Source organism: Stenotrophomonas sp. BR163 (genome assembly GCF_047520985.2).
Classification (GTDB): domain Bacteria; phylum Pseudomonadota; class Gammaproteobacteria; order Xanthomonadales; family Xanthomonadaceae; genus Stenotrophomonas; species Stenotrophomonas sepilia.
This window is the reverse complement of sequence record NZ_JAXBRE020000014.1, coordinates 31341-54672: the sequence shown is the minus strand read 5'-3', so window position 1 is coordinate 54672 and position 23332 is coordinate 31341. Positions and strand designations below refer to the sequence as shown.

Here is a 23332-nt window from a genome sequence, read left to right as displayed (position 1 = left end):
CACGCCATGCGTGGATGGATTGCGCCAGGACAGGCTTGCCGTTACTTCTTCAGCGTGACCTCATCCAGCACCCACATCGCCGGGCGCGTATCGCCGGTGAAGTTGATGCACAGGTCCCCCGTTCCCTGCGTGCCCTTCGGCAGCGCCGCACGCAGGGTCACGAAGCCATCGGCATCGGGCGTGGCCGGCAGCGGTACTTCAGCCAGCACCTTGCCGCTGCAATCGCCGTGACGCACCTGCATTTCGCCATGCGCGCGCCTCGCTTTTTCGAAGCGACGCTTGGGCTCGTCGTGGGCCAGCTGGAAGTAGTACGGAATGCGGCCCGCGCGGACCTCCACGCTGCCGATGCCGTCCAGCTGCGCCTGCGGCCAGCGCCAGCATGGCTGGAAAATGTCGACGTTGAACACCGCACGCGTTCCCTCGCGCGGGCCGTCGTCTTCCAGGCGCAGCACCAGCCCGTTCTTGCCCACACAGCTGAGCAGCGCATCGCTGCGGCGGCTGAGCAGCGACTGCGCGGTGAACGTGGCGGTGGTCGGCTTCGCGGCCAGCATCTGGCCCTGGTAGAACGCAGCGGCCTGCACGTTGGTCGGCAGCGTCGCGGTCAGCGGCTGTTGGTACAACGGCGACTGCGCGGTCACCGGCTGGCCATCGGTGCTGTAGCGCACTTCATAGCCCAGCGGATTGGCCAGCGATAGGGTCACGGAGTTTTTCGCGCGATCATCGGTGTAGTCCACGCCCACTTCGAACGGGGTCTGCGCGTAGGCCAGGCCCCAGGCACGGTAGCGCTGCAGCTGCGCGGGCAGGCGCGCTAGGAAATCGCGGAAGTCGCGATGTTCCGGCGTACTCCAGCCGGTCTCGGCCACGGCGGCCAGGCGCGGGAACAGGTTGTGCTGCAGGCGCGCGTAGGTGCGCGTGTGCTCGGTGAACATGTTGGCCTGCAGGCCGAGGATGTGCTGTCGCTTGTCGGCCGCCAGCTCGGCCGGCACCGGCTCGAAGTTGTACAGCTTGCCGAGGTTGACCTGGGCCGGGCGACCGGGTGGTTCATTCGGCGAGGCGGTCTGCAGGTAGTCCAGGTACAGGTATCCCACCGGGGACATGACCACGTCATGGCCGGCACTGGCTGCAGCCAGGCCACCTTCGGTGCCCTGCCACGACATCACCGTGGCCTGCGGTGGTAGGCCGCCTTCGAGGATTTCGTCCCAGCCGATCAGGCGCCGGTCGTGCTGCTCCAGGAAGGTCTCCAGGCGCTTGATGATGTGGCTCTGCATGGCCATTTCATCCTTGATGCCCAGCGCACGCATGCGCTGCTGCACCTGTTTCGAGGCTTCCCACTGGTCCTTGACCGCCTCGTCGCCGCCGACGTGCACGTACTTCGCAGGGAACAGCGCGATCACTTCTTCCAGTACGTTCTCGAGGAAGGTGACGGTGCTGTCTTCCACGTTGAACAGGTTCGGGAACACGCCCCATTCGCTGATCGGCTTCAGCGGGGTGTTGATCGAACCCAGTTCCGGGTACGCGGCGATCGCCGCGGTGGCATGGCCGGGCACATCGATTTCTGGAATCACCTGGATATGCAGCTTGGCGGCATAGGCGATCACTTCGCGGATCTGCTCCTGCGTGTAGAAGCCGCAGTAAGGATGCTCCTTGCCACTGGCCGGATCGATGCCACTGTCGCCGGCCGGCAGGCGGCAGCTGCCCACCTCGGTCAGCTTCGGGTAGCGCTTGATCTCCATGCGCCAGCCCTGGTCATCGGTGAGGTGCCAATGGAAGGTATTGAGCTTGTGCGCGGCCATGGCATCGAGCACATGCTTGATCTCGTCCAGGCTCTGGAAGTGCCGCGCCGAGTCGAGCATGAAACCGCGCCAGCCGAAGCGCGGCGCGTCCTGGATCTGCACCGCCGGCAGCACGCCGTTGCTGCCACCCGTGGCCAGCTGGGCAAGCGTGGTTGCGCCGTAGAACAGGCCGGTTTCGTTGCCGGCCTGCACCAGCACGCCCTGCGCGGTGCTTTCCAGCGTGTAGCTCTCACCACTGTCGCGGAAGGTCGGGATGATCTGGAAGCGGATGCTGCCCGACGTGCCTGCCGCCTTGCCCTGGGCCGGCGTAAGGCGCGGACCGCCGCTGCGGGCCAGCAGGTCGGCGAACTGGGTGGCGACCCGTTGCGCGGCTTCGCCTTCGGCCTGCAGCGCGGTATCGGCGCGTACGGTGATGCCGCTACCCTGGCCGTGCTGCACGGTAGCGGGCGCGGGAATCAGCATCAGGCTGCCGGCGCGCAGCTGCGGGCCCGGTGCTTCAGCGGCCGGCGTGGGATCGGCGGCGAGCGCGGGTAGCGCCGGCAGCAGGGCGAGCAGGCTGCCCAGCAGTACTGCGCTGCGCATCCGGGCGCGGGAAGGCTTGACCATCGGAACGACTCCTTGGAACGGTGCGATGAACGCTATACATGAAAAACGCCGGGCCCGGAATGACCCAGGCCCGGCGTGCGTGCACGACTCGGCGATGTTGCTGCCGCTGGATCAGTACTTGAAGCGGAAGTTGAGGTAGTACTGGCGGCCGTTGCTGTAGAACGAGGTCGGGATGGCCGCGGTCTGGTAGTACTTGTAGGTCGGGTTGTTGAGGTTCAGGCCATCCAGGCTGATGCTCAGCCAGTCGGTGGCCTTGTAGCTCAGCGATGCCGACAGCGTGCCGAAGTCATCCTGGTAGTACGGGTTGGTGCCCGACAGGCTGATCAGGAACGAGGAACGGCGGGTGTAGCTGACCCGGGCGCCAAAACGCTCGTTCTCGAAGTAGGCACCCACGTTGTAGGTGTTCTTCGAGGTGCCCAGCAGGTTGTGCGAACCATCCGACCAGGTGTGCGAGGTGGTGCCGTTGGCGTAGGTGTAGTTGGCATTGATGCCGAAGTACTCGCCGATCGGCTGCTCGTAGGCCACTTCCACGCCGGTGACCTTGCCGTCGGCATTGATCGGGGTGGAGATCTGGTAGGTCTCAAGCTGGTTGGTCAGTTCGCTGTAGAGCTGGCGCGAGACCACGTCGAAGGCGATGTAGTCCTTCAGCTTCATGTGGTACGCACCCACCGACAGCAGGCCGCGCGGCATGAAGTACCACTCCAGGTTGGCATCCAGGTTGGTCGACAGGGTCGGCTTGAGGTTCGGATTGCCGCCGCCGCCGGTGCGGTTCAGGTCCGAGCCATACGAGGACGCGCCCAGTGCCGAGTAGTCCGGCAGGGTCTGGGTCTGCGAGGCGGCGACACGCAGCACCAGCGAGTCGTCCAGGTCGAACTTGATGTTGGCGCTGGGCAGGACACGGTTGCGCTTGTTCTGGAAGGCCAGGCGCTCCCACATGCCGAACAGGCTGCTGACATCGGCATCTGCGGCCTTGCTGACGGCGTTGTAGGTGTCGATGTCCTGCTTGATGTTGACGTAGCGCAGGCCGACGTTGCCGCTCCACCAGTCGCCGCGGAAGTTGGCCTGCACGTAGCCGGCGAAGTTCTTTTCCTTCACCTTCCACTCGGCGCCATAGTTGTGGCGACCGGTCGGGCCGTCATTGCCGGCCAGCCAGGTGGAGTTGTTGGTCACCGCGTCCTTCAGCGCGCCCGGGGTGAAGTACCACAGGTTGCGCGGGAAAGTGCCGCCGATGTCACCGGCAAAGCCGCTGGGATAGTTGGCCGTGGCACCGTTCTTCAGCGCGCTCCAGATGTCACCCGGGGTTGCACCTTCCGGCGACAGCGCTTCGCGCTTGTGGTCGGCGAAACGCAGGCCGAAGTCGATCGAGCTCAGTACGCCGCCATCATTGAAGTACTGGTTGAAGTCGAGCGTGGCCCACTTCTCCTTGTCTTCAGCGGTGACCTGCTGGTTGCCCCAGGTGCCGAAGCTGGTCACGCCGTTGGGCGAGAGGTCGCCGCCGACGTTCCAGTCGATCGGCGAGCCATTGCCGTGGGTGGCCCAGCTGGCGCCGCCGCCGTTGGCCAGGGTGACCTCGGCGATGTACTGGCGCGGCGTCTCGCCGGTGCCCTTGGTGCTGCCGGCCTGGAACGTGGCGGTCAGGCTGTCGCTGATCTGCCAGTCGGCATCGAAGGTGACATAGTTCGACTTGGCCTTCGACTCGCGGTAGATCATGTCGTACACCGCATAGTCGGTGCCCGGCACGCCCCTGTAGGTGGCGTTGGTCAGCACGCCGTCCTTGACCACATAGCCCGGATCCGGCGCCTGCGACTTGGCGAAGCTGTTGCCGAACATCATGAAGTTGCGGTTGTAGTTGTTGGCCTTCAGCTCGGAGCTGAAACCATTCAGGCCCAGGGTGAGGCTGTCGCTCGGCTTGAACTGCAGCGAGACCAGGCCGCCCTTGCGTTCGCGGGTCTGTTCGAACAGGGTCGAACCCAGCAGGCCCGGCACGTTGACGCCGATCAGGTCCGGATTGGTCTTGGCGACCGGGTCGCCGGCGCCGATCTTGAAGAAGCCGCCCGGGATTTCCTGCGCTTCACGGCGCAGTTCGCGCTTCTGGCTGAAGCCCTGCACCATCACGCCGAAGGTGCCTTCGTCGTTCTTGTAATTGAACAACGCCGAGTACTGCGGATCGGTCGATTTGGCCAGGTCCGAACGCACCGCACCGATGGAGCCTTCCGCGGTGAACGGCTTGGAGAATTCCAGCGGCTTGCGGGTGATGATGTTGACGGTACCGGTGGTGCCGCCGTCCTGCAGCTTGGCCTGCGAGGACTTGTTCACTTCCACCGAGCTGACCAGTTCCGACGGCAGCAGCGAGTAGCTGACGCTGCGGCCGACGTTGTTGCCCTGGCTGAGCACGAACCAGTCGGCGGAGCCGACGGTGTGGCCGTTGATCAGGGTCTGGGTCAGGCTCGGGCTGGTGCCGCGCAGGCTGACACGGTCGGCTTCATCGAAGCCGCCTTCGTCGGCGCTGGACGAGCTGATGTTGACGCCCGGCAGGCGCTGCAGGGTATCGGCAACGTTGTGCGCGGGCAGCTTGCCCACGTCTTCGGCGGTGACCACTTCCACGCGCGCATTGGCTTCGCGCTTGGTGTCCAGCGACTTTTCCATCGAGCCACGGATGCCGGTAACGGTCACGGTGTCCAGATCGGTGGCGGTCGGGGCCGCCTGCTGCGCGTGCGCACTGAAGGCGATGCAGCTGACGATGGCGGCCGAAAGCAGGGTCTTGCGGGTGTTCATGATGTCTCTCCTCATCACTCGATTGGGTGCCGGCGGCGGTGTTCGGTTACGGTTGCGATGACATGCGCGGGGCGGCGGCGAAGTCCCGTGCGTTGGCGTGCCACGTACTGCGTGCTGCGATTGCGTTGAAGCCTGTTGCGGTGTCAGGCGGCCGATTGCTGCAGGTACCAGCTGGCAGCGCCGACCACGCCCAACTGGCCGTGTTCGACGACCTTCACCGGGATGCGTGCCAGCGCTTCGCCCATCGGCCCCTTCTGCAGGTAGCGTTCGACGAAGGTGCTGGCGTGCAGGTATTCGCGGATCTGCGGCAGGATGCCGCCGGCCAGGTAGACGCCACCGTGGGCGCCGTAGAACAGCGCCATGTCGCCGATGGTGCTGCCGAGCAGGCCACAGAACACGTCCAGCGCCTGGCGCGCATGTGCATCGGTATCGGCCATGGCGGCGGCGGTGACTGCATCGGGGCTTGCCAGGGTCGGCGCCAGCCCTTGCAGTGCACACACCGCACGGTACAGGTTCATCAGGCCGGGGCCGGAGATCGCATGCTCGATCGACACGTGCGCGCGGTCGCGCTGCATGTAGCGAACGATGGCCATTTCCAGTTCGGTGCTGGCCGCCAGGGTCGGCTGGCCGGCTTCGGTGGGCAGCACCACCGGGCCGTGCGCGGTAGGGATCCACAGCGCGGCGCCCAGACCGGTGCCGGGGCCGACCACCAGGGTCGGGCCACGCGCGGCGGTCTCCGGCCCGCACAGGTGCAGCACGCCGCTGGCGTCCACCTGCGCGGCGGCGTAGGCCACCGCTTCGAAATCGTTGACGATGTAGACCCGCTGCAGGCCGACATCGGCCTCCACCTGGCGCGCCGACAGCGGCCACGGCAGGTTGGCGGTGATCACCGTGCCGTCTTCGCGGGCATAGCCGGCGCTGGCGACCACGCAATGCGTGGGCCGCGGGCCTTCGCCCAGGAAGTCGGACAGGATCGCGCTGAGGCCGGCATGGTCGGCATTGCGGTACTTGCGGTACTCCAGCACCTGCACCGGATGGGCGGCGTCACCGCTGGCCTGGACCCGGGCCACGCGCACATGGGTGCCACCGACGTCGGCGGCCAGGAACGAGGGCGCGACGCGGGACAGGACATGCGACGGGGCGGGGTGGCTGGCGGTCACGCGGGCTCCTGCTGCAGGTGGACCGGCCCGGGGATCGGGGGCGGCGATTGGGGCGGAGTCTGTAACCGCGCTGACAACGATGTCAACGAGTTCGTGACACTTTCGTTGCTGCGTCGCAACGAATGCGGCGCGCAGTAAACGTTTACACGGTGTGAGTGCGGGTTTCACATGGGAACCATTGGCGCACGGGGCTCTAGGCCTGCCGCGCATTCAGCGGGGCGTACCGCGGCGGACTTGCGCAGTGCAGCACAAGGTTCAGGCAGGCGTGCATGGAAGTTGACAAACCGCCGTTGTCCATCGAAAGAATGTGACAACGTTGTTCCCAGCCACTCTCCGACGCCGCGTTCTGCGGCCGTCGCCGCAGGAGCCCTCCTGATGTCCGCCGTCCCCGCTGCAAGCGCGCGCCCGAACGTGGCCACCTCCATCGCCATCGTTGGCGTGTTGTTCTTCCTGATCGGCTTCTTCACCTGGCTCAACGGCCCGCTGATCACCTTCGTCAAGTTGGCCTTCGAACTCAGCGAGGTCGGCGCCTTCCTGGTGCTGATGGTGTTCTACTTGTCCTATTTCTTCCTGGCCCTGCCGGCGTCCTGGATCCTGCGCCGCACCGGCATGAAGAAGGGCCTGAGCCTGAGCCTGCTGGTGATGGCCGGTGGTGCCGCGCTGTTCGGTGAATTCGCCACCCAGCGCTGGTACCCGGGCGCGCTCGGCGGCCTGTTCGTGATCGGCAGCGGCCTGGCGCTGCTGCAGACCGCGATCAACCCCTACATCTCCATCCTCGGCCCGATCGAGACGGCGGCACGCCGCATCGCACTGATGGGCATCTGCAACAAGATCGCCGGCATGCTCGCACCGGTGCTGATCGGCACCCTGGTGCTGCATGGCATCGGCGATCTGGACAAGCAGGTGCAGGCCGCCGACGCGGTCACCAAGGTCGCGCTGCTCAACGAATTCGCCGCCAAGATCCATGCGCCGTACCTGGCGATGGCCGCGCTGCTGGTGGTGCTGGCGGTGGCCGTGCTGTTCTCGCCTCTGCCGGAGATCAAGTCCTCCGAAGCCAATGCAACGCCGTCAGGTGCACCGGGAACGGCCGAGCGCCGCAGCATCTTCCAGTTCCCGCATCTGTGGCTGGGCGTGCTGTGCCTGTTCGTGTACGTAGGCGTGGAAGTCATGGCCGGTGATGCGATCGGCACCTACGGCCACGGTTTCGGCTTGCCGCTGGACCAGACCAAGATGTTCACCTCGCTGACGCTGGGTGCGATGTTGGCCGGCTACGTGGTCGGCCTGCTGGCGATCCCTGGCCTGGTCTCGCAGTCGCGCTACCTGACCATTTCGGCAGTGATGGGCGTGGTGTTCTGCCTGGGCGCCTGGGCTACGCACGGCTACGTCTCGGTGGCCTTCGTGGCGCTGCTGGGCTTTGCCAACGCCATGATGTGGCCGGCCATCTTCCCGCTGGCGATCCGCGGCCTGGGCCGCTTCACCGAGACCGGCTCGGCCCTGCTGGTGATGGGCATCGCCGGCGGCGCGATCATTCCGCAGCTGTTCGCCGTGCTCAAGCAGCACATCGACTTCCAGCTGGTGTTCGTGCTGCTGATGGTGCCGTGCTACCTGTACATCCTGTTCTACTCGGTGATCGGCCATCGTGCCGGCCTGCCGCAGGACAAGGCCTGATCGGCGATGATGGACGGCAGCCAACCCCAGGGAAAACCCATGCGCAGAGCGACCATCAAGGACGTTGCGGAGAAGGCCAAGGTCTCGCTGAAGACGGTCTCGCGGGTGATCAACAATGAGCCCTCGGTGATGCAGGCCACCCGTGCGCGGGTGCTGCGTGCCATCGCCGAGCTCGACTACGAGCCCGATCCGTCCGCGCGCAACCTGCGCAGCGGCACTACCTTCGTGATCGGGCTGGTCTACGACAACCCGAACCCGTACCACATCATCGGCGTGCAGAACGGCGTGCTGGCCGCGTGCCGCGAGACCGGTTTCGGCCTGCAGATCCATCCCTGTGATTCGAGCTCGCCGTTGCTGGCCGATGAACTGGCCGACTGGGTGCAGCGCTCGCGGCTGGCCGGGCTGGTGCTGACCGCACCGATGTCCGAGCGCCGAGACCTGATCCAGGCGCTGACCGCGCGTGGCATCAAGCTGGTGCGCATCATCGCCGCCACCGAAGACCCGGCCGACGGCGCCTGCGTGTTCGTCGACGACCGCGAGGCCGCCTACGAGATCACCGAGCACCTGATCCAGCTCGGTCACCAGCGCATCGGCTTCCTCTGGGGCGGCAGCTCGCACCGCTCCTCGGGCGAACGCTACGCCGGCTACGAAGCGGCGCTGAAGGACTACGGCATGACCGTGGACAAGCACCTGGTGGTGCAGGGCGATTACACCTTCGACGATGGTTTCCGTGGGGCGCGCCGCCTGCTGGCGCTGCGCGAACCGCCCACCGCCATCTTCGGTTCCAACGACGAAATCGCTGCCGGCGTGCTGGCCGCTGCCAAGTCGGCCGGCATGAACGTGCCCTACGACCTGTCCATCGCCGGCTTTGAGGACAGCCCGTTCTCGCGCCAGTCGTGGCCGCCGCTGACCACCGCCAAGCAGGCCACCGAGGACATCGCCCGCCACGCCGCGCGCCTGCTGATCGCACAACTGCGCAGCGACGCCTACGACGATGCGCCGGCACCGCTGCACAACCAGGGCTTCGTGCCGCAGCTGGTGGTGCGCGGCTCGACCGCGCCGATGCGCCCGGCCGGCGCACGCCCCCTTCCTTCCGATCCTGCCTGAGCCCGCCATGTCGCTGTCAGACCCCACGTCCACCCTGATGTTCGCCGAGGCCGCCGAAGCGGCCGACGTGGTTGCCCGCCAGTTCTCGCGCAACCACGCCACCCTGGAAACCTTGGCCGCCAGCCTGCGCGCAGCACCGCCGCCGTTCGTGGTCACCTGCGCACGCGGCAGCTCCGACCATGCCGCCACCTACGGCAAGTACCTGCTGGAAACCCAGCTGGGCCTGGTGGTCGCCTCCGCGTCGCCGTCGGTGGGCTCGGTCTATGCCGCGCCGCTGCAGTTGCGTGGCGCGCTGTTCATCGTCATTTCGCAGTCGGGCAAGAGCCCGGACCTGCTGCGCAACGCCGAGGCGGCCAAGGCCGCTGGCGCACGCGTGATCGCGCTGGTCAACGTCGAGGATTCGCCGCTGGCGCAGCTGGCCGACACGGTCATTCCGCTGCATGCCGGTGCCGAAAAGAGCGTGGCGGCGACCAAGAGCTACCTGGCCTCGCTGGCTGCACTGCTGCAGCTGGCCGCCTACTGGAAGCAGGACAGCAGCCTGCGCAACGCGCTGGACCTGCTGCCGGACGCGATGCGTGAAGCCTGGCAGTGCGACTGGAGCGCGGTGACCGAAGGCCTGGTCGAGGCCACCAACCTGTTCGTGCTCGGCCGTGGCCTGGGCTTGGGCGCGGCGCAGGAAGCGGCGCTGAAGTTCAAGGAAACCTGCAGCCTGCACGCCGAAGCCTACAGCTCGGCCGAAGTGAAGCATGGCCCGATGGCACTGGTCGACCGTGGCTTCCCGGTGCTGGCCTTCGCGCAGCCCGATGAAACCGGTGCCGGCACCCGAGCGGTGGTCGAGGAGTTCACTTCGCGCGGCGCGCAGGTGTGGCTGGCCGGTGCCGGCGGCAACCTGCCGGTGGCGCCCGCACCACACCCGCTGTGCGCACCGCTGCTGACCGTGCAGAGCTTCTATCGCGCGATCAACGCGCTGGCGCTGCGCCGTGGCTTCAACCCGGACCTGCCGCCGCACCTGAACAAGGTGACGGAGACCGTGTGATGGCAACCGTGCTGCGCAATGCCCGCATCCTGGCAGGCGATGAGTTCCGCGACGATCTGGCCGTGGTGATCGAAAACGGTCGCATCAGCGCCCTGTTGCCCGATGCCGCGCCGCAGCTTGGGCAGACCGATGAGCAGGTGGACCTGGGCGGCGGCTGGCTGCTGCCCGGTTTCATTGACGTGCAGGTCAATGGTGGCGGCGGCGCGCTGTTCAACAACACGCCGGACGTAGCGGCACTGCGCACCATCGCGCAGGCGCACCGTCGCTTCGGCACTACCGCGATGCTGCCCACGCTGATCAGCGATGACGTGGCGGTGATGCGCGAAGCCATCGGTGCGATGCGCGAAGCGATCGCGCAGGGCGTGCCGGGCGTGATCGGCATCCATCTGGAAGGGCCCTACATCGCGCCGGCGCGCAAGGGCACGCACGATGCCAGCAAGTTCCGCGTACCGGACGAAGAAGAGATCGCGCTGGCCGCGTCGCTGGACAACGGCGTGACCCTGCTGACGCTGGCGCCGGAGCGCGTGCCGCTGGAGACCATCCGTGCGCTGGTCGAACGTGGCGTGATCGTGGCCGCCGGCCATACCGCAGGCACGTACGAAGAGATCCGCGCCGGCCTGGATGCCGGCATACGCGGCTTCACCCACCTGTACAACGCGATGTCGCCGCTGCAGGGCCGTGAGCCTGGCGCAGTGGGCGCTGCGCTGGAAGACCGCGACAGCTGGATCGGCATCATCGTCGATGGCGTGCATGTGCATCCGGCCAGCCTGCGCGTGGCGCTGGCGGCCAAGCCGCGCGGTCGCCTGCTGCTGGTGACCGATGCGATGCCGCCGGTCGGTGCCGACGATCCCAGCTACGTGCTGTACGGTGAAACCATCACCGCGATCGACGGCGTGGTGCGCAATGCCGCCGGTTCGCTGGCCGGTTCGGCGCTGGACATGGCCACCGCGGTGCGCAACACCGTGCAGCTGCTGGGCCAGCCGCTGGCCGAAGCCGCGCGCATGGCGTCGACCTATCCGGCGCAGTTCCTCAACGTCGACGACCGCCTGGGCTATATCGCCGAGGGTTATCAGGCCGACCTGGTGCTGCTGGATGACGCCCTGCAGGTGCGCGGCACCTGGATTGCTGGACAGTACGAGGCCGCCTGATGAACAGTTCGCCGCCACGCCGGCTGGGCTCGATCGATGCCCTGCGCGGCATCACCGTGGCGGCGATGCTGCTGGTCAACAATCCGGGTGACTGGAGTGCGGTGTTCGCACCGCTGCGCCATTCGGAATGGCATGGCTGCACGCCCACCGACCTGGTGTTCCCGTTCTTCCTGTTCCTGGTGGGTGTGTCGATGGCCTTCAGCGTGGCACCGCGCGCGTTGGATGCCGCCGCACGCCCGGTGTTGGCACGCGGCGTGCTGGAGCGCGCACTGCGCATCCTGGTGGCCGGCGTGCTGTTGCATCTGCTGATCTGGTGGGCGCTGCATACGCACCACTTCCGCATCTGGGGCGTGCTGCAACGGATCGCCGTGTGCGCGGCATTGGTGGGCGTGCTGGCGGTGTATGCACGGCCGCGCATGCAGGTCGGCGTGCTGGTCACGCTGCTGGTGGGCTACACCGTGCTGCTGCTGGGCATCGGTGACCTGGCGCCGTGGACCAACCCGGCCAGCCGCTTGGACACCACGCTGTTCGCACCGTGGATCTATCAATGGCATGCCGATACCGGCCTCGGCCATGACCCGGAAGGATTGCTGAGCACGCTGGGTGCACTGGCCAGTACCGTGCTCGGCCTGTTGGCCGGTGGCCTGCTGCGCAGCGGGCGTTCGACGGCACTGGCCGGGCTGGGCGTGGCGACCGCCGTGCTGGGCCTGCTGCTGGCCGGGGTGCTGCCGTTGAACAAGCAGCTGTGGACGCCCAGCTACGTGCTGTGGACCGGCGGCCTGGCCGCGCTGGCGCTGTGGCTGGGCCACGTGCTGATCGACCTGAAGGGATGGCCGGCGCTGGGCCGGCGCTTCGGCGTCAATGCGATCACCGCGTATCTGGGGGCCTCGGTGATGTCGGTGGCGTTGATGGCCAGCGGTGCCTGGGGCTGGATCTGGCAGCAGCTGGCCAACGCGATGCCGGGTGCGCTGGAGCTGGCGTCGATGTTGCAGGCACTGGCGTTTGTCGCGCTGTGGTGGGGCGTGGCCTGGTGGCTGGACCGTCGGAAGATCTACTTGAAGATCTGAGCAGTCCCGGGGTCGGACCCCTTTCCGCAGGAAAGGGCCCTGACCCGATCCGCCAACGGCATCCACGCATGTGCGGCTCCCAACGCCCAGAAAAAATGAACGATTTCAGCCACATCACATTGGCGTGAGGGCCCGGCGATTTCATATCCGAAGTGTGATTTCCCGCACGCAAGTTCACCTATCGAAACGGTTCACATGACGGCAGACTGCACACGCAGCAGCGTGCATTTGCAGTTCCTGATTCCCTGTCCAGGAGGACTGTATGACCCGTGCCGTCCCGCGCGCTTTCCGTCCGCGCCGCCTCACCGTTTCCATGCTTCAGGCACTGGCAGTCCCGTCCATGGTGCTGTTGACCGCCAGCGCCGCCTGGGCCGGCTGCAGCACCGTCGCTCCGGTCGCCGGCCAGACGGTCACCTGCGACGCCAACGCGCCGAATCCGCAGACGGTGCCCATCTCGGCCAGCGGCGAAGCGGGCATCACCGTCAACGTCGCCAGCGGTGCCCAGTTGCAGCAGAGCGGTGGGGCGTCGGCCGTTACCCTGGTCGGTGCAAGTGGTCACTTGTTGACCAACCAGGGCGCGATCAGTTCGGTGGGGGGGGTGGCGGTCCAGCTCGGTGGCGGCAGCCGTGTCGAGAATTCGGGCAGCATCAGCACCGGCAACAACACCGCGCTGCAGTTCGTCGGTGCGGGCGACAGCGTGCTGGTCAACCGCGGAACGATCAGTGGGCGTACCGGCGTACAGTTCGATTCAGGCAACGACCGCCTGGACATGCAGGCCGGCAGCATCAGCGGCGGTGTCCTGCAAGGGGATGGCAACGACGTGCTGCTGCTGGGCAATGGCACCATCGACAGCGTCGACCAGGGCAGTGGCGATGACCAGATGACCGTCACCGGCGGCACCGTCACCGGCCTTGTAGCGCAGGGCAGTGGCCGCGATGATTTCGTCATGAGTGGCGGCACAATCGGCGCGCTGCAGCAGGGCGACAACATCGATACCTTCCGCATGAGCGGTGGTCGCATCATCGGCGCGTTCGAGGATGGCGACCAGGCCTGGATGACCGCTGGCCGCATCGGCCGCGTCAACATGAAGCTGGACAAGAACCTGTGGGACCAGTCCGGCGGCACCGTGGACGGCAACGTGGTGACCGGCTTCGACACCGACACCATCATCATCTCGGGCACGGCCTATATCGGCGGCAACATCAGCGTCAGCGGCGGCAACGACAGCGTGACCATCACCGACGGCACCGTACGCGGGCAGGTGCTGCTCAGTACCGGCAATGACACCTTCAACTGGAACGGCGGTGGCATCGTCTACGGTGCGATCGACATGGGCCCGGACAACGACGTGGCCAACCTCAGCAACCTCAACCAGGGCAACCTGGGTGCGGTGCCGCTGTTCGACGGGGGCAGTGGCATCGACCAGCTCAGCCTGAGCAACGTCAAGACCGCAGGCGTGGGCCGCTTCCAGAACTGGGAGGCGATCAGCCTGGCCAACAGCACGGAGCTGAGCTTCGATGGCGACCTGGTGCTGGGCGACAGCGCAACCGGCACCGGTACGCTCACGGTGGACGACACCAGCACCGTCTACGCGGGCAGTGGCGGCCATGCCATCCGCCCGTTCAACAGTGCTGCACTGGTGGAGATGGTCAATGCCGGGCGCATCGACCTGGCCGGTACCGGCGCCGGCGACGTGTTCACCGTGCGTGGCAACTACCGCGGTGACGGTGGTGGCCTGTACCTGCGCACCGTGCTGGGCGCGGACAACTCACCCAGCGATCGCTTGGTGATCGATGGCGGTACCGCCACCGGAACCACCGGCATCGGCGTGCTGAATGCCGGTGGCAGCGGCGCGGCCACGCTGGCCGATGGCATCCTGGTGGTGCAGGCCTTGAATGGTGGCCGCACCGCGCCGGGCGCGTTCTCGCTGTTTGCACCGGTCGCGGCCGGCGCCTACGAGTACTTCCTGTTCAAGGGCGGTGTCAGTGCCGGTACCAGCGAGAACTGGTACCTGCGTTCGACGCTGGTGACCGGACCAACACCGGCCCCCAACGGCGGTGGCACTGCCACACCACCACCACTGACACCTCCAGTGGCACCGCCGCCACCGATCACCCCGGCACCGCCGCCGCCGCCGGAAGGCGCCACCGATCCGGACCTGACCGCGGGTGAGACCGCGCCGCCACCACCACCACCGGAGCCCGCGCCGGTGGCGCCGCCCAGCGACCCGGCGGTGCCGGACGTGCCGGTAGCCGGCGGTGCACTGCCCGGTACCGGTGCGCCGCCGACGCCGGGCGCACGGCCCGCCGAGGGCGCAGTGGTACCGCTGTACCGCGTGGAGACTGCGACCTATGCCGTGGTGCCGCCGCTGCTGCGTGAGACTTCGCTGGCCAGCCTGGGTACCTTCCACGAGCGCCAGGGCGAGCAGCGCCTGTTGTACAGCCAGGGTGCGTTCCGCACCGCCTGGGGCCGGTTGGTGGGGCAGAGCAGCGAGATCCACTGGAAGGGCGATGCGCAGCCGGGCTTCGATGGCGATGTGATGGGCCTGCAGGCCGGCCTCGACGTGTGGGCTGCGGCGTCTGACAACCACCGCAACCAGATCGGCGTATTCGTTGGCCGCACCCGCGCGCAGGGCAAGACCACCGGCCTGGCACTGGGCTGGGAGAACGTGCAGGTGGGCCAGAACCGCCTGGACGACAAGCACGTGGGCCTGTACTGGACGTTCACCGACAGCAGTGGCGGCTATATCGACGCTGTGGCGATGCAGAGCCGCTACGACGGCCGCGTGCGCTCCTCGCGCGGGCTCGGCTTCGGCCTGAGCGGCGACGGCACCAGCGTGTCGGTGGAGGCGGGCAAGCCGCTGCTGCACTTCGGACAGTCGGCGTGGTGGCTGGAACCGCAGGTGCAGGTGATCTGGCAACGCACGTCGCTGGACGACCGCCGCGATGTGGTCTCGACCGTGCGCTTCGACAACGACAACGCCTGGACCGGCCGCATCGGCCTGCGCCTGGCCGGTGACTACCAGCTGGCCGACAACGGTTGGCAGCCGTACTTCAAGCTCAACTATTGGCATGGTCGTTCCGGCGAGGACCGCATCCGCTTCGACGACGACACGATCATCAATTCGCAGCGCTCGCGTGCACTCGAAGCCGGTGTCGGCGTGGTAGGGCGCTTCAACCGCACCATCAGCGCGTACGCGGTGGCCGACTACACGCGCGAGCTGGGCGGTGACCGCAACGAGAAGCGCCGCATCATCGAAGGCAACATCGGCTTGCGCGCGGACTGGTAGCGCGCGGTACGGATGTCATGACTCGTTCTGGTGGGTGTCGACCTTGGTCGACACGTCCTGAAATGTCGTTCGCTTTGGGCGATCGGGAATTGCTATGAATTGATGAATCCGTAGATGAGATTACCTTTCTCGAAATGGACATGAAGAACGGCTTCGCTGGGCTCGCCGTCCTCGAGGAGATAGCACTCAACTGCACTGTCACCATCGCCACGGTCATATGTGGTCATCAACGGTATCAAGTCGTCTGCTGCGTCGTGCGCAGGTGGAGGGATGGAAATGGCGGCACCTTCTAGGAAGTAAACCGGCAGAAGTTCGTAGATTTCCAGAATCATGACTGAGGTCAGGCCAAAGTCTTCCTGCAGTGTGGTGCTATCCCGATCTGATATCGCCTGCACGAATTTCCGAAGTAATTCATATCTCTTGTCGTCCATGGCTTGATCTGATGGCTTTCTCATGGGTCGATTTCTCCAGCAGGGTTGCAACATCTAGCAGCATTCGTTGGCTCGTATCGGCAGCAGCTCGGGCGCGACCAACGCCCCGGCATGATCGGCCAACACCACCACTGCATGCAGCAGGCCTTCCTCCATCTGCGGCGGACACTGTGCCGCCGCGTCCTCCATCTCGCGCGCCGATTGTGCGGCCAGCAACACACCGCCGCAGGCGGACAATGCGGCAAGACAGCGCGTCGCCTCGGCCAGTTCCCGACCGCGCGCCTCGCTGAGTTGCCGCTCGCGCCACGCCTGGCCGTCGGCTCCGTGGCTGTGAGCGACGCCGCGCAACCGCGCGAAGAACGCGGAGGGCGGCGCCTGTTCGTGGGCTTCGGTGAGCGCATCTTCCAGCGCTTCGGCTGCCGTAGTGGACAGCTGCAGGCCGGGCAATGCAGCACCGAGCAGTGCATGCAGGCGTGGATAGGTGGGGTAGGGCGTGTTCATGGCGGCAACCTCACAAGGCAAGGCCACCTGCGGGATGCAAGGTGGCGGGCGGTGCGGGTTGGCGTGCCGGTGAAGCTCTTCACGAGGAATGACGCCGGCGGATCCGGGGATCCCCACGCACCGCCCGCCGCAGAACGACGGACGGTGCATTGTTCGGGCCGGCAACGACGTTGCAAGCCCGCTCGTGAAAAGCTTCATTCAGGACGCCAATCCCGGTCAGCGCAGGAAGCGCCGACGGGGGCCACCTTGGCGCGTTGTGCGCCGCGATGACATGGGCAAAGTTGCAATGTGGTGACTGCACGCAAGCCGCCTTGCTGCAACCAGCGACCGGGCCGGATACGACAGTTCGCGCGTGGCGCAAGCGATCATGCCCCGGTTATGCTGCGGTCCTGACTCAACGACAAGGAAGCGTCGCATGCAGGTTCGCAAGGGAGTGCGTCGCATCGGCGCGCTGATGTTCGTGTTGCTGGCGACCGGCGCCATGGCCGATACGCCAAGCACGGTCGAGGTGCCCTCGCCGGAGGCCTTGGCCGAGATCCTCAGCCTGCTTGAACGCCAGGCGCTGTATCGCGACCGGGTGGATTGGCCCGCCACCCGCGTACGCCTGCAATCGGCGCAGGGCGACCCCGCGCAACGGCTGGCCGTTCTGCGCGAAGCCATTGCGCTCAGCACCGGCCACCATGGTGCGTGGACCACGACCCAGCGCCAGCGCGAATCCCTCGCGCATGCGCAGCAGGCCGGTGCCGCCGCCGTTGACCGGGCCAGGGCCGCCGATGCGGTGGATGCGCGCATCGGCTGGGTGGTCATCGAGGGCTATGCCTCCACGCCGGGCGCGACGCCGCAGGAGAAATTCCGCCAGGACATCCAGCGTGCCGCGCGGTGGCAGCAGGTCATCCGCAGCAAGGACGACGGCGCGCGCTGTGGCTGGATCGTCGACCTGCGGGACAACAGCGGTGGCGCCATGTGGCCGATGCTGCTGGGCATGGCCCCGCTGCTGCGCACCTCGGTTGTGAACAACGAAGATGTGGGGTCGTTCGAAACCGCACAGGGGCCGGAGCGCTGGACGTTGACCGCGACCGCCGTGCAGCATGCAGGCAAGCCGGTGCTGGACTTCGGCCAGACCGGCTATGTGCTGCGGCAGCCTGGCGCGCCGGTGGCGGTGCTGTTCGGGCCGCGCACCGGCAGTTCGGGCGAGGCCTCGGTGCTGGCGTGGCGTGGTCGTCCGCAGACGCGGAGTTTCGGTCAGCCTACTGCGGGTGTCTCCACTGGCAATGTCGTGCACACGCTTGCCGATGGCAGTCGCCTACTGCTGACCACCAGCGTGATGCGGGACCGCAATGATCGTGGTGATGGCTTGAAGATCGAGCCCGACCAGCGCGTGGAGGGTGACGCGGCCACCGTCGCCGCCGCCCAGGCCTGGCTGCTGGCGCAGCCCGCCTGCCAGGGCACCCGGTCATGATCCTGATCGGCCAACAGGAACGGGTGCTGATCGTCGGCCCCACCGAAGCGCACCACTGCCTGCGCTGCCAGACGGAAACCGAGTTCGCTCCGCAACTGCGCTACAAGATGGCGCGCATCGACCTGCTGTTCGGGTTCACCTACCAGCGCCGCTACGAACTGGCCTGCACCCGCTGCGAGCACGGCTGGGTGCTCGATACCGAGACCATGGACCAGCAGCTGGGCGGGGTGCCGATCCCGTGGCGGCACCGCTTCGGCCTGCCGTTGATGCTGGTGGTGGTGGCGGGGCTGGCGGTGGCCGGATGGATGTGGCGGCACCTGTATGCCTCCTAGAGAGAGGGCGGGCCGACATGGCCTTAGCTGGTCGTTCCAACGGGTGCCTGTCTCAAGTAGGGCCAAGCAATCACGCTGGCCTAGCCCATGCGCATCGCGGTTCGAATCTGCTCTTGGGTTTGCTCGTGCTGGGCGACCTGCTGTGCCTGCGAAATCTGCTCGGCCTTGGCGAGCGACTGTTCTACGGGTGTATTGACTGCCTCGCTGACCGCGATCGACGCCCGCAGGTGTGCCGGATTGTCGAGCGCTCCCTGCACGACGAACATGCGAGGGCCTGAACCATCGCTGGGAGGATTGCCCAAGACAACATGATCGACGCGTTCCAGGCCGCTGCGCTTGGCCGTTGCAAGCAGGCTGGCTGTCATCCGCTCGCTGGTTTCATCGAAGCTGCGCCCGTGCTTGGCATCCACGGCAGATACACCGTCGCGAATCTGCCGGTAGAGCGCATGGTCGGGGTGGCCTTCCGTTCGGGGATCCAGGCCTGCCTTGTCCAAGGTTGATTCGATGCTTTCCTGCAATGGGCTCTTGGGAGCGAAGCCTGGGTTGCTTAGAGAGGGCGAGCCCTTTTCGGTTGTCTCATGGACCAGACGCTCCCCAGGCTTCAATGCACTTTCTGCGCGCTGCACGGCTTCGGCTTCGCGACGGGCGTACGCTCCGGCTTCCTCAGTGCCGCGAAGGTAATTGACCCCGTCGCGCAGGAGTCCAGGGCCACCGCCGACAAGTACGGTCGCCCCCAGCCGCAACTGGTGGATGTCGTTGCGATACTCCGCTATCCGGCGTAGGTCCTCGGCATCAGTGATCCGCGCCTCGGGGTCGTCCAGTACGGACTGCACTGGGCCCTTGTCGGTCATACGGTCAATGAAGTGAACCATTCGATGGGAATCACCCAACTGGACCGCAACCGCAGCGGACATGACATGGCCGCTTTTCATCCCAAGCGATACGAGCGAGGCGATGCGCTGGCCCTGCTCGGCATCGCGCAAGACTCCCAGTTCCTTGGGGAGTGCGTACATCTCAACCTTGCCGTAATGAGGGCCGGCCGCACTAACCAGGTCGCCTGCCATCACATGGTTGGTGAAGGGCGCCGCATTGGCCGGCTGGCCTTCAGGCAGGCGATACGCCAACCCTGCAGCGCCGTAGGGATTGAAGGCGTCGCCAGGAAGATTGTAGTGGTGGGCAGTGATCTGCGCGAGTGCGCCGCCTAGGGAATGTCCACTGACGTACACCGGACCGTATCCGTTTTCCTCAGCTTGCTTGATTGCCTGCTTGGTCAGTACGAGGGCATCATCAATCTGTGCGTTAACTCTGGCGCTGACCATCGCTGCGTCGACGCCGCCATCAAGTATGGCCTGGCGATCAAACTCGGTGCCTCGATGGGCGATGATGATCTCGTTGGTCTTGATGTTCCGGTACACAACCCCTTGATAGCCGCTGGCTGCGTCACGTCGCCCTAGAACTTCGAAGTCTTCGCCCTCAACGCGCAGCGATTCCTTATCGCCTGGAGCTGGATGTGACGGTGGAGAGTAGGCTGCATTGGCCAGGGCTGCATTGGTTAGAGGTCTCATGGGACGATTCCTTTCGAAGGAGACGATATCTCTATGGCAAAGTACTTCTGCTTCTCGATATCAGACAATCTGTCGTAGCTATACTGGGACTGCGTTCGCACCCACCCAGGGGTCGAACTCTTTGTTTGCAGGGTCATCTGACTGTCTGCGTACGAAATCGACGTGAGTAGTTTCTTCAGTTCGAGATGGTGGACGGCAACTGATATGAAGCCTTCGCGTCCCTCGGAAATGACTGGGAATGAAGCTCGAATGATGCTGGGTTTCCATTCGCATGGCCCGCGCCCGTAATAGTCAGCGACTGCCATGCCGTCCTCGAACACGGTGCTGCTGAACTCGGTTGCACTGACGCGTTGTACTGGGAACTCTACTGACTGCCGTTGGGGGGCGTACTGCACACCCTCGTAGTTGTTGATCGGCGGGAGGCAGAGCGGATCTATCTCGTAGGAGACGAAAACCTTCGGGAGGGTGAGCTCCACCGGCGCATCGTGGACCCGGATCACAATCGGTAGCGCATCCTTGGGTGCAGGATTCTCGCGATAGACCGGGTATGAGCGTTCCTTGTTGCACCCAGAAACGGCCAGTGTGATCAAGGCGATCAACGCCACGTGAGTGAGGGGGGTGGAGGGTTTCAGCATGAGCGGTCCATGTCGCTTATTGAGGTAGGCGCCTCTTCAGCGTTACTACGGGGCACGGTTCTCTGCGCGTGACGATACCGGCAGGATTGCCCTGATCCTTGATCGGCTGGACAGGAGGGATGGCCGAGGAAGACGACGCGATGTCCCGCGTTAAGGGGCACATGCGACAGGTTGCGCCGCTCGTGCTGCCAGCTTCCTTGGCCTCCATCCATGCATGCCTGTGGCGCGAGGCCTTGCGAGGTAGCGTTCATCGGCGTTCCATTGTTCTACGTCATACGACTATATGACCCGCTCCAGCCGTGCTCAAAGCTCTTGGTCATGCCAGTCTCAACGTCCTTCCAGGATTGAGTGGTGCGGCGCCGGCACGCAGCCACAAGTGAATCGGACACATTGACGGTTTCGTCAAACTGTTGGAGCAGGTCTTAACAATTACCTCGTCGAACGGTTCAGGGGCGAGCAGCGTTCGCAGAATCAGCGGCCGGCCGAATCCTGCCCGCCATGCTTTCCTCCCAAGGCCATCAAGATTTCCGCGGCTCCGATTCCCTTTGGCTGGATCCAGACCGGTGAACGCTGGGCGCTTTGGTACAACGGTCGCCGACGCCCCGCGTGTCCCTGCCAATGCGCTGTCGTGCCTCACCCTAGGCCTGTTAAAGTCTGCCCTGCAACCACGTACCGGAACCGACCATGGACCACGACACCCCGTTCGAACCCCTCAATGACCTCGAGGTGCGCCTGCTGCAGGCCCAGGACGGCACGCTGACCGCAGCGCAGTTCCTCGACGGCCTGCTGACCTCGACGGCGTTCGTGCTGCTGGACAAGGCCATCGGCGAAGATGGCGCCTGGGACGAGAGCATCTCGCCGCTGGTGCTGACCAGCGAGAGCGGTGAGCCGATGTTCGCGGTGTTCACTGCCCCCGAGCGCGCCGGCCTGTGGCACGAGCAGCTGCCGCAGTTTGCGCATGCCATGCCGATCGCGGTGCACGCGCTGCTGGCCGGTATCGGCGACGGCGTCGGTCTGGTGCTGAACCCGGGCCTGGACGTGGGCATGGAGATGATTCCCGATGCCGTGGCCCAGCTGAAGCAGCGTGCGGCGGCGATCACCCGCGGCATGGCGCACTGAATCCAGGGATTGCCGGGTTGCCGGCCAGCGGCCGGCACTACCCGTGGTGCAGGACGGCGGCGATGACTTGCAAGCGCGTCCTGTTCAATGGAGAGGAGCATCGTGGGCGAGCGTTCTAACCGATCGCTTTGGGTCTATGAGATCGGCCTTCTTGTGGGTTTGACGCTGGCAGCTGCGTTCATCACCCGGTTCAATCCGGTGGAGACGCTCCGGCTGGGTGGATGGCTGTTCCTCTTGATGCAACCCATCATGTTGGGTGCTCATGCTGTCGACCACTTCTCGCGCAAGCGTCGTCGATAGACGGGTGATAGGTGCCGGCCAGTAGCCGGCATCACCAGGTGCTTCGGCGGGCGGCGGCGATGGCTTTCACCCGCGCCTTGGCCAGCGCTTCACCGATGGCCGGGCCCTTCAGGTGCGTGGTATCCAGGTCCCGCGCCTGCACTGACAGCGCCGCCTGGTGCAGGCGCTTGAGCGTTTCGCCCTGGGGGTAGTCGGCGTCCTCAAAGCCGAGCCGGCCGCGCTTGTCGGCTTCGCAGCACAGTGCGATGCGCGCCACGCGCTCCGGCCGGCGCAGCGCATCACAGCGGCCCAGCAGTTCCAGCACGGTGGCATCGCGCAGTTCGTCGATGCGGTGCACGTTCAAGTGCTCGCGACACACCGCTTCAGCCAGCTGCTGGTGCTCGGCTGGAATCTTCAACCGCGCACACAGTGCCTTCAGCGGCTTGATGCCGCGCTGCTCGTGCATGATGTGGCGCGGCCATTCCTCCGGCGGGGTCAGGCCCTTGCCGAGGTCGTGGGTGAGCGCGGCGAAGCCGACCAGGTCATCGCCGGGGGCCAGCTTCGCGGCCATGTCGCTGACCATTTCCTGGTGGATGCCGGTATCGACTTCCGGGTGGAATTCAGCACGCTGCCGCACGCCGTACAGCGCTTCCAGTTCGGGCAGGATCGGGCCCAGGGCATGCGCATCGTGCAGTGTGCGCAGGAAGGCGGAGGGCCGCTCACTGACCAGCGCCTTGCGCAGTTCCTGCCAGACGCGCTCGGGCACCAGCGCGTCCAGCTCGCCACTGGCGGCGACCTCGCGCATCAGCGCCATGGTCTCTTCGGCGACGGTAAAGCCCAGCGGCGCAAAGCGCGCCATGAACCGGGCCGCGCGCAGCACGCGCAACGGATCTTCCACGAACGCAGGACCGACATGGCGCAGCACGCGTTGCTCGATATCGCGCACACCGCCATAGGGATCCACCAGCGTGCCGGTGTCTTCGTCACAGGCAATCGCGTTGATGGTGAAGTCGCGGCGCTGCAGGTCTTCTTCCAGCGTTACGGCCGGATCAGCATCGACCACGAAGCCGCGATAGCCGCGGCCGGATTTGCGCTCGGTGCGCGCCAGTGCGTATTCCTCACCCGTGTTCGGGTGCAGGAACACCGGGAAGTCACGGCCAACCGCAGTGTAGCCCTGCGCTTCCATCTGCGCAGGCGTGGCGCCAACCACCACCCAGTCGCGGTCGCCGGCAGGGCGCTGCAGCAGGCGGTCGCGCACGGCGCCGCCGACAAGATAGATCTTCATGGGGGAATGATCGCACGGTAGGCGCAGATGTTCCGGTAGTGGGGGGGGGGGGGGGGGGGGGGGGGGGGGGGGGGGGG

18 protein-coding genes are annotated in these 23332 nt (G+C 66.0%); 10 read left to right on the top strand and 8 right to left on the bottom strand.

The genetic code is table 11. The features are described 5' to 3' along the window. Positions 1 to 41: 41 nt before the first annotated feature. The 3 genes from ACM0PY_RS12985 to ACM0PY_RS12975 form a co-directional block, all read right to left on the bottom strand. Positions 42 to 2399, bottom strand: coding sequence for a family 20 glycosylhydrolase (locus ACM0PY_RS12985; protein ID WP_180885277.1), 2358 nt, complete (start codon positions 2397 to 2399; stop codon positions 42 to 44). Positions 2400 to 2510: 111 nt separating this feature from the next. Beyond that, complete coding sequence (locus tag ACM0PY_RS12980; protein ID WP_180885279.1) at positions 2511 to 5174, bottom strand: TonB-dependent receptor; 2664 nt, start codon at positions 5172 to 5174, stop codon at positions 2511 to 2513. Between the two features lie 143 nt (positions 5175 to 5317). Continuing rightward, the gene (locus ACM0PY_RS12975; protein ID WP_180885281.1) at positions 5318 to 6334 is read right to left on the bottom strand and encodes a glucokinase; all 1017 of its coding nucleotides are present in this window, start codon (positions 6332 to 6334) and stop codon (positions 5318 to 5320) included. A gap of 375 nt (positions 6335 to 6709) precedes the next feature. Here ACM0PY_RS12975 and ACM0PY_RS12970 point away from each other — a divergent pair, with 375 nt between their 5' ends. The 6 genes from ACM0PY_RS12970 (at position 6710) to ACM0PY_RS12945 (ending at position 15649) form a co-directional block, all read left to right on the top strand. Further along, entirely contained in the window at positions 6710 to 8002 is a 1293-nt protein-coding gene (locus ACM0PY_RS12970) for a sugar MFS transporter (protein ID WP_005419333.1), read from the top strand. A 39-nt stretch (positions 8003 to 8041) separates the two neighbouring features. Then, entirely contained in the window at positions 8042 to 9109 is a 1068-nt protein-coding gene (locus ACM0PY_RS12965; RefSeq protein WP_005411045.1) for a LacI family DNA-binding transcriptional regulator, read from the top strand. Between the two features lie 7 nt (positions 9110 to 9116). Beyond that, positions 9117 to 10145 (top strand): SIS domain-containing protein, encoded by a 1029-nt coding sequence (locus tag ACM0PY_RS12960; RefSeq protein ID WP_053498208.1) that lies wholly within the window; start codon positions 9117 to 9119, stop codon positions 10143 to 10145. After that, positions 10145 to 11293, top strand: a complete 1149-nt coding sequence (gene nagA / locus ACM0PY_RS12955) for an N-acetylglucosamine-6-phosphate deacetylase (protein WP_180885283.1) — start codon at positions 10145 to 10147, stop codon at positions 11291 to 11293. The genes ACM0PY_RS12960 and nagA overlap by 1 nt, the downstream gene beginning before the upstream one ends. Beyond that, on the top strand, positions 11293 to 12360 hold the full coding sequence (locus ACM0PY_RS12950) for an acyltransferase family protein (protein ID WP_134972575.1): 1068 nt from the start codon (positions 11293 to 11295) through the stop codon (positions 12358 to 12360). The genes nagA and ACM0PY_RS12950 overlap by 1 nt, the downstream gene beginning before the upstream one ends. A gap of 262 nt (positions 12361 to 12622) precedes the next feature. Then, positions 12623 to 15649, top strand: coding sequence for an autotransporter family protein (locus ACM0PY_RS12945; protein WP_180895450.1), 3027 nt, complete (start codon positions 12623 to 12625; stop codon positions 15647 to 15649). 92 nt (positions 15650 to 15741) lie between these two features. Here ACM0PY_RS12945 and ACM0PY_RS12940 read toward each other — a convergent pair whose 3' ends face one another. Together ACM0PY_RS12940 and ACM0PY_RS12935 are read right to left on the bottom strand one after the other, a co-directional pair. Next, on the bottom strand, positions 15742 to 16080 hold the full coding sequence (locus ACM0PY_RS12940) for a hypothetical protein (RefSeq protein ID WP_180895449.1): 339 nt from the start codon (positions 16078 to 16080) through the stop codon (positions 15742 to 15744). Positions 16081 to 16134: 54 nt separating this feature from the next. Continuing rightward, entirely contained in the window at positions 16135 to 16581 is a 447-nt protein-coding gene (locus ACM0PY_RS12935) for a hypothetical protein (RefSeq protein WP_134970970.1), read from the bottom strand. Between the two features lie 415 nt (positions 16582 to 16996). Here ACM0PY_RS12935 and ACM0PY_RS12930 point away from each other — a divergent pair, with 415 nt between their 5' ends. Both ACM0PY_RS12930 and ACM0PY_RS12925 read left to right on the top strand, forming a co-directional pair. Next, entirely contained in the window at positions 16997 to 18040 is a 1044-nt protein-coding gene (locus ACM0PY_RS12930; protein WP_134970972.1) for a S41 family peptidase, read from the top strand. Then, positions 18037 to 18372, top strand: a complete 336-nt coding sequence (locus ACM0PY_RS12925) for a hypothetical protein (protein ID WP_134970974.1) — start codon at positions 18037 to 18039, stop codon at positions 18370 to 18372. Before ACM0PY_RS12930 ends, ACM0PY_RS12925 begins: the two co-directional genes overlap by 4 nt. 80 nt (positions 18373 to 18452) lie before the next feature. Here ACM0PY_RS12925 and ACM0PY_RS12920 read toward each other — a convergent pair whose 3' ends face one another. After that, positions 18453 to 19937 (bottom strand): XVIPCD domain-containing protein, encoded by a 1485-nt coding sequence (locus ACM0PY_RS12920; RefSeq protein ID WP_134970976.1) that lies wholly within the window; start codon positions 19935 to 19937, stop codon positions 18453 to 18455. Continuing rightward, positions 19934 to 20572, bottom strand: a complete 639-nt coding sequence (locus ACM0PY_RS12915; protein ID WP_134970978.1) for a hypothetical protein — start codon at positions 20570 to 20572, stop codon at positions 19934 to 19936. The genes ACM0PY_RS12920 and ACM0PY_RS12915 overlap by 4 nt, the downstream gene beginning before the upstream one ends. A 684-nt stretch (positions 20573 to 21256) precedes the next feature. Here ACM0PY_RS12915 and ACM0PY_RS12910 point away from each other — a divergent pair. Both ACM0PY_RS12910 and ACM0PY_RS12905 read left to right on the top strand, forming a co-directional pair. Further along, complete coding sequence (locus ACM0PY_RS12910; RefSeq protein WP_005419309.1) at positions 21257 to 21691, top strand: SseB family protein; 435 nt, start codon at positions 21257 to 21259, stop codon at positions 21689 to 21691. Positions 21692 to 21793: 102 nt separating this feature from the next. Continuing rightward, positions 21794 to 21991, top strand: a complete 198-nt coding sequence (locus ACM0PY_RS12905) for a hypothetical protein (protein WP_134970980.1) — start codon at positions 21794 to 21796, stop codon at positions 21989 to 21991. A gap of 31 nt (positions 21992 to 22022) precedes the next feature. Here the strand turns inward: ACM0PY_RS12905 and ACM0PY_RS12900 are convergent, their stop codons facing one another. Beyond that, entirely contained in the window at positions 22023 to 23255 is a 1233-nt protein-coding gene (locus ACM0PY_RS12900) for a multifunctional CCA addition/repair protein (protein WP_180885291.1), read from the bottom strand. Between the last annotated feature and the right edge of the window lie 77 nt (positions 23256 to 23332).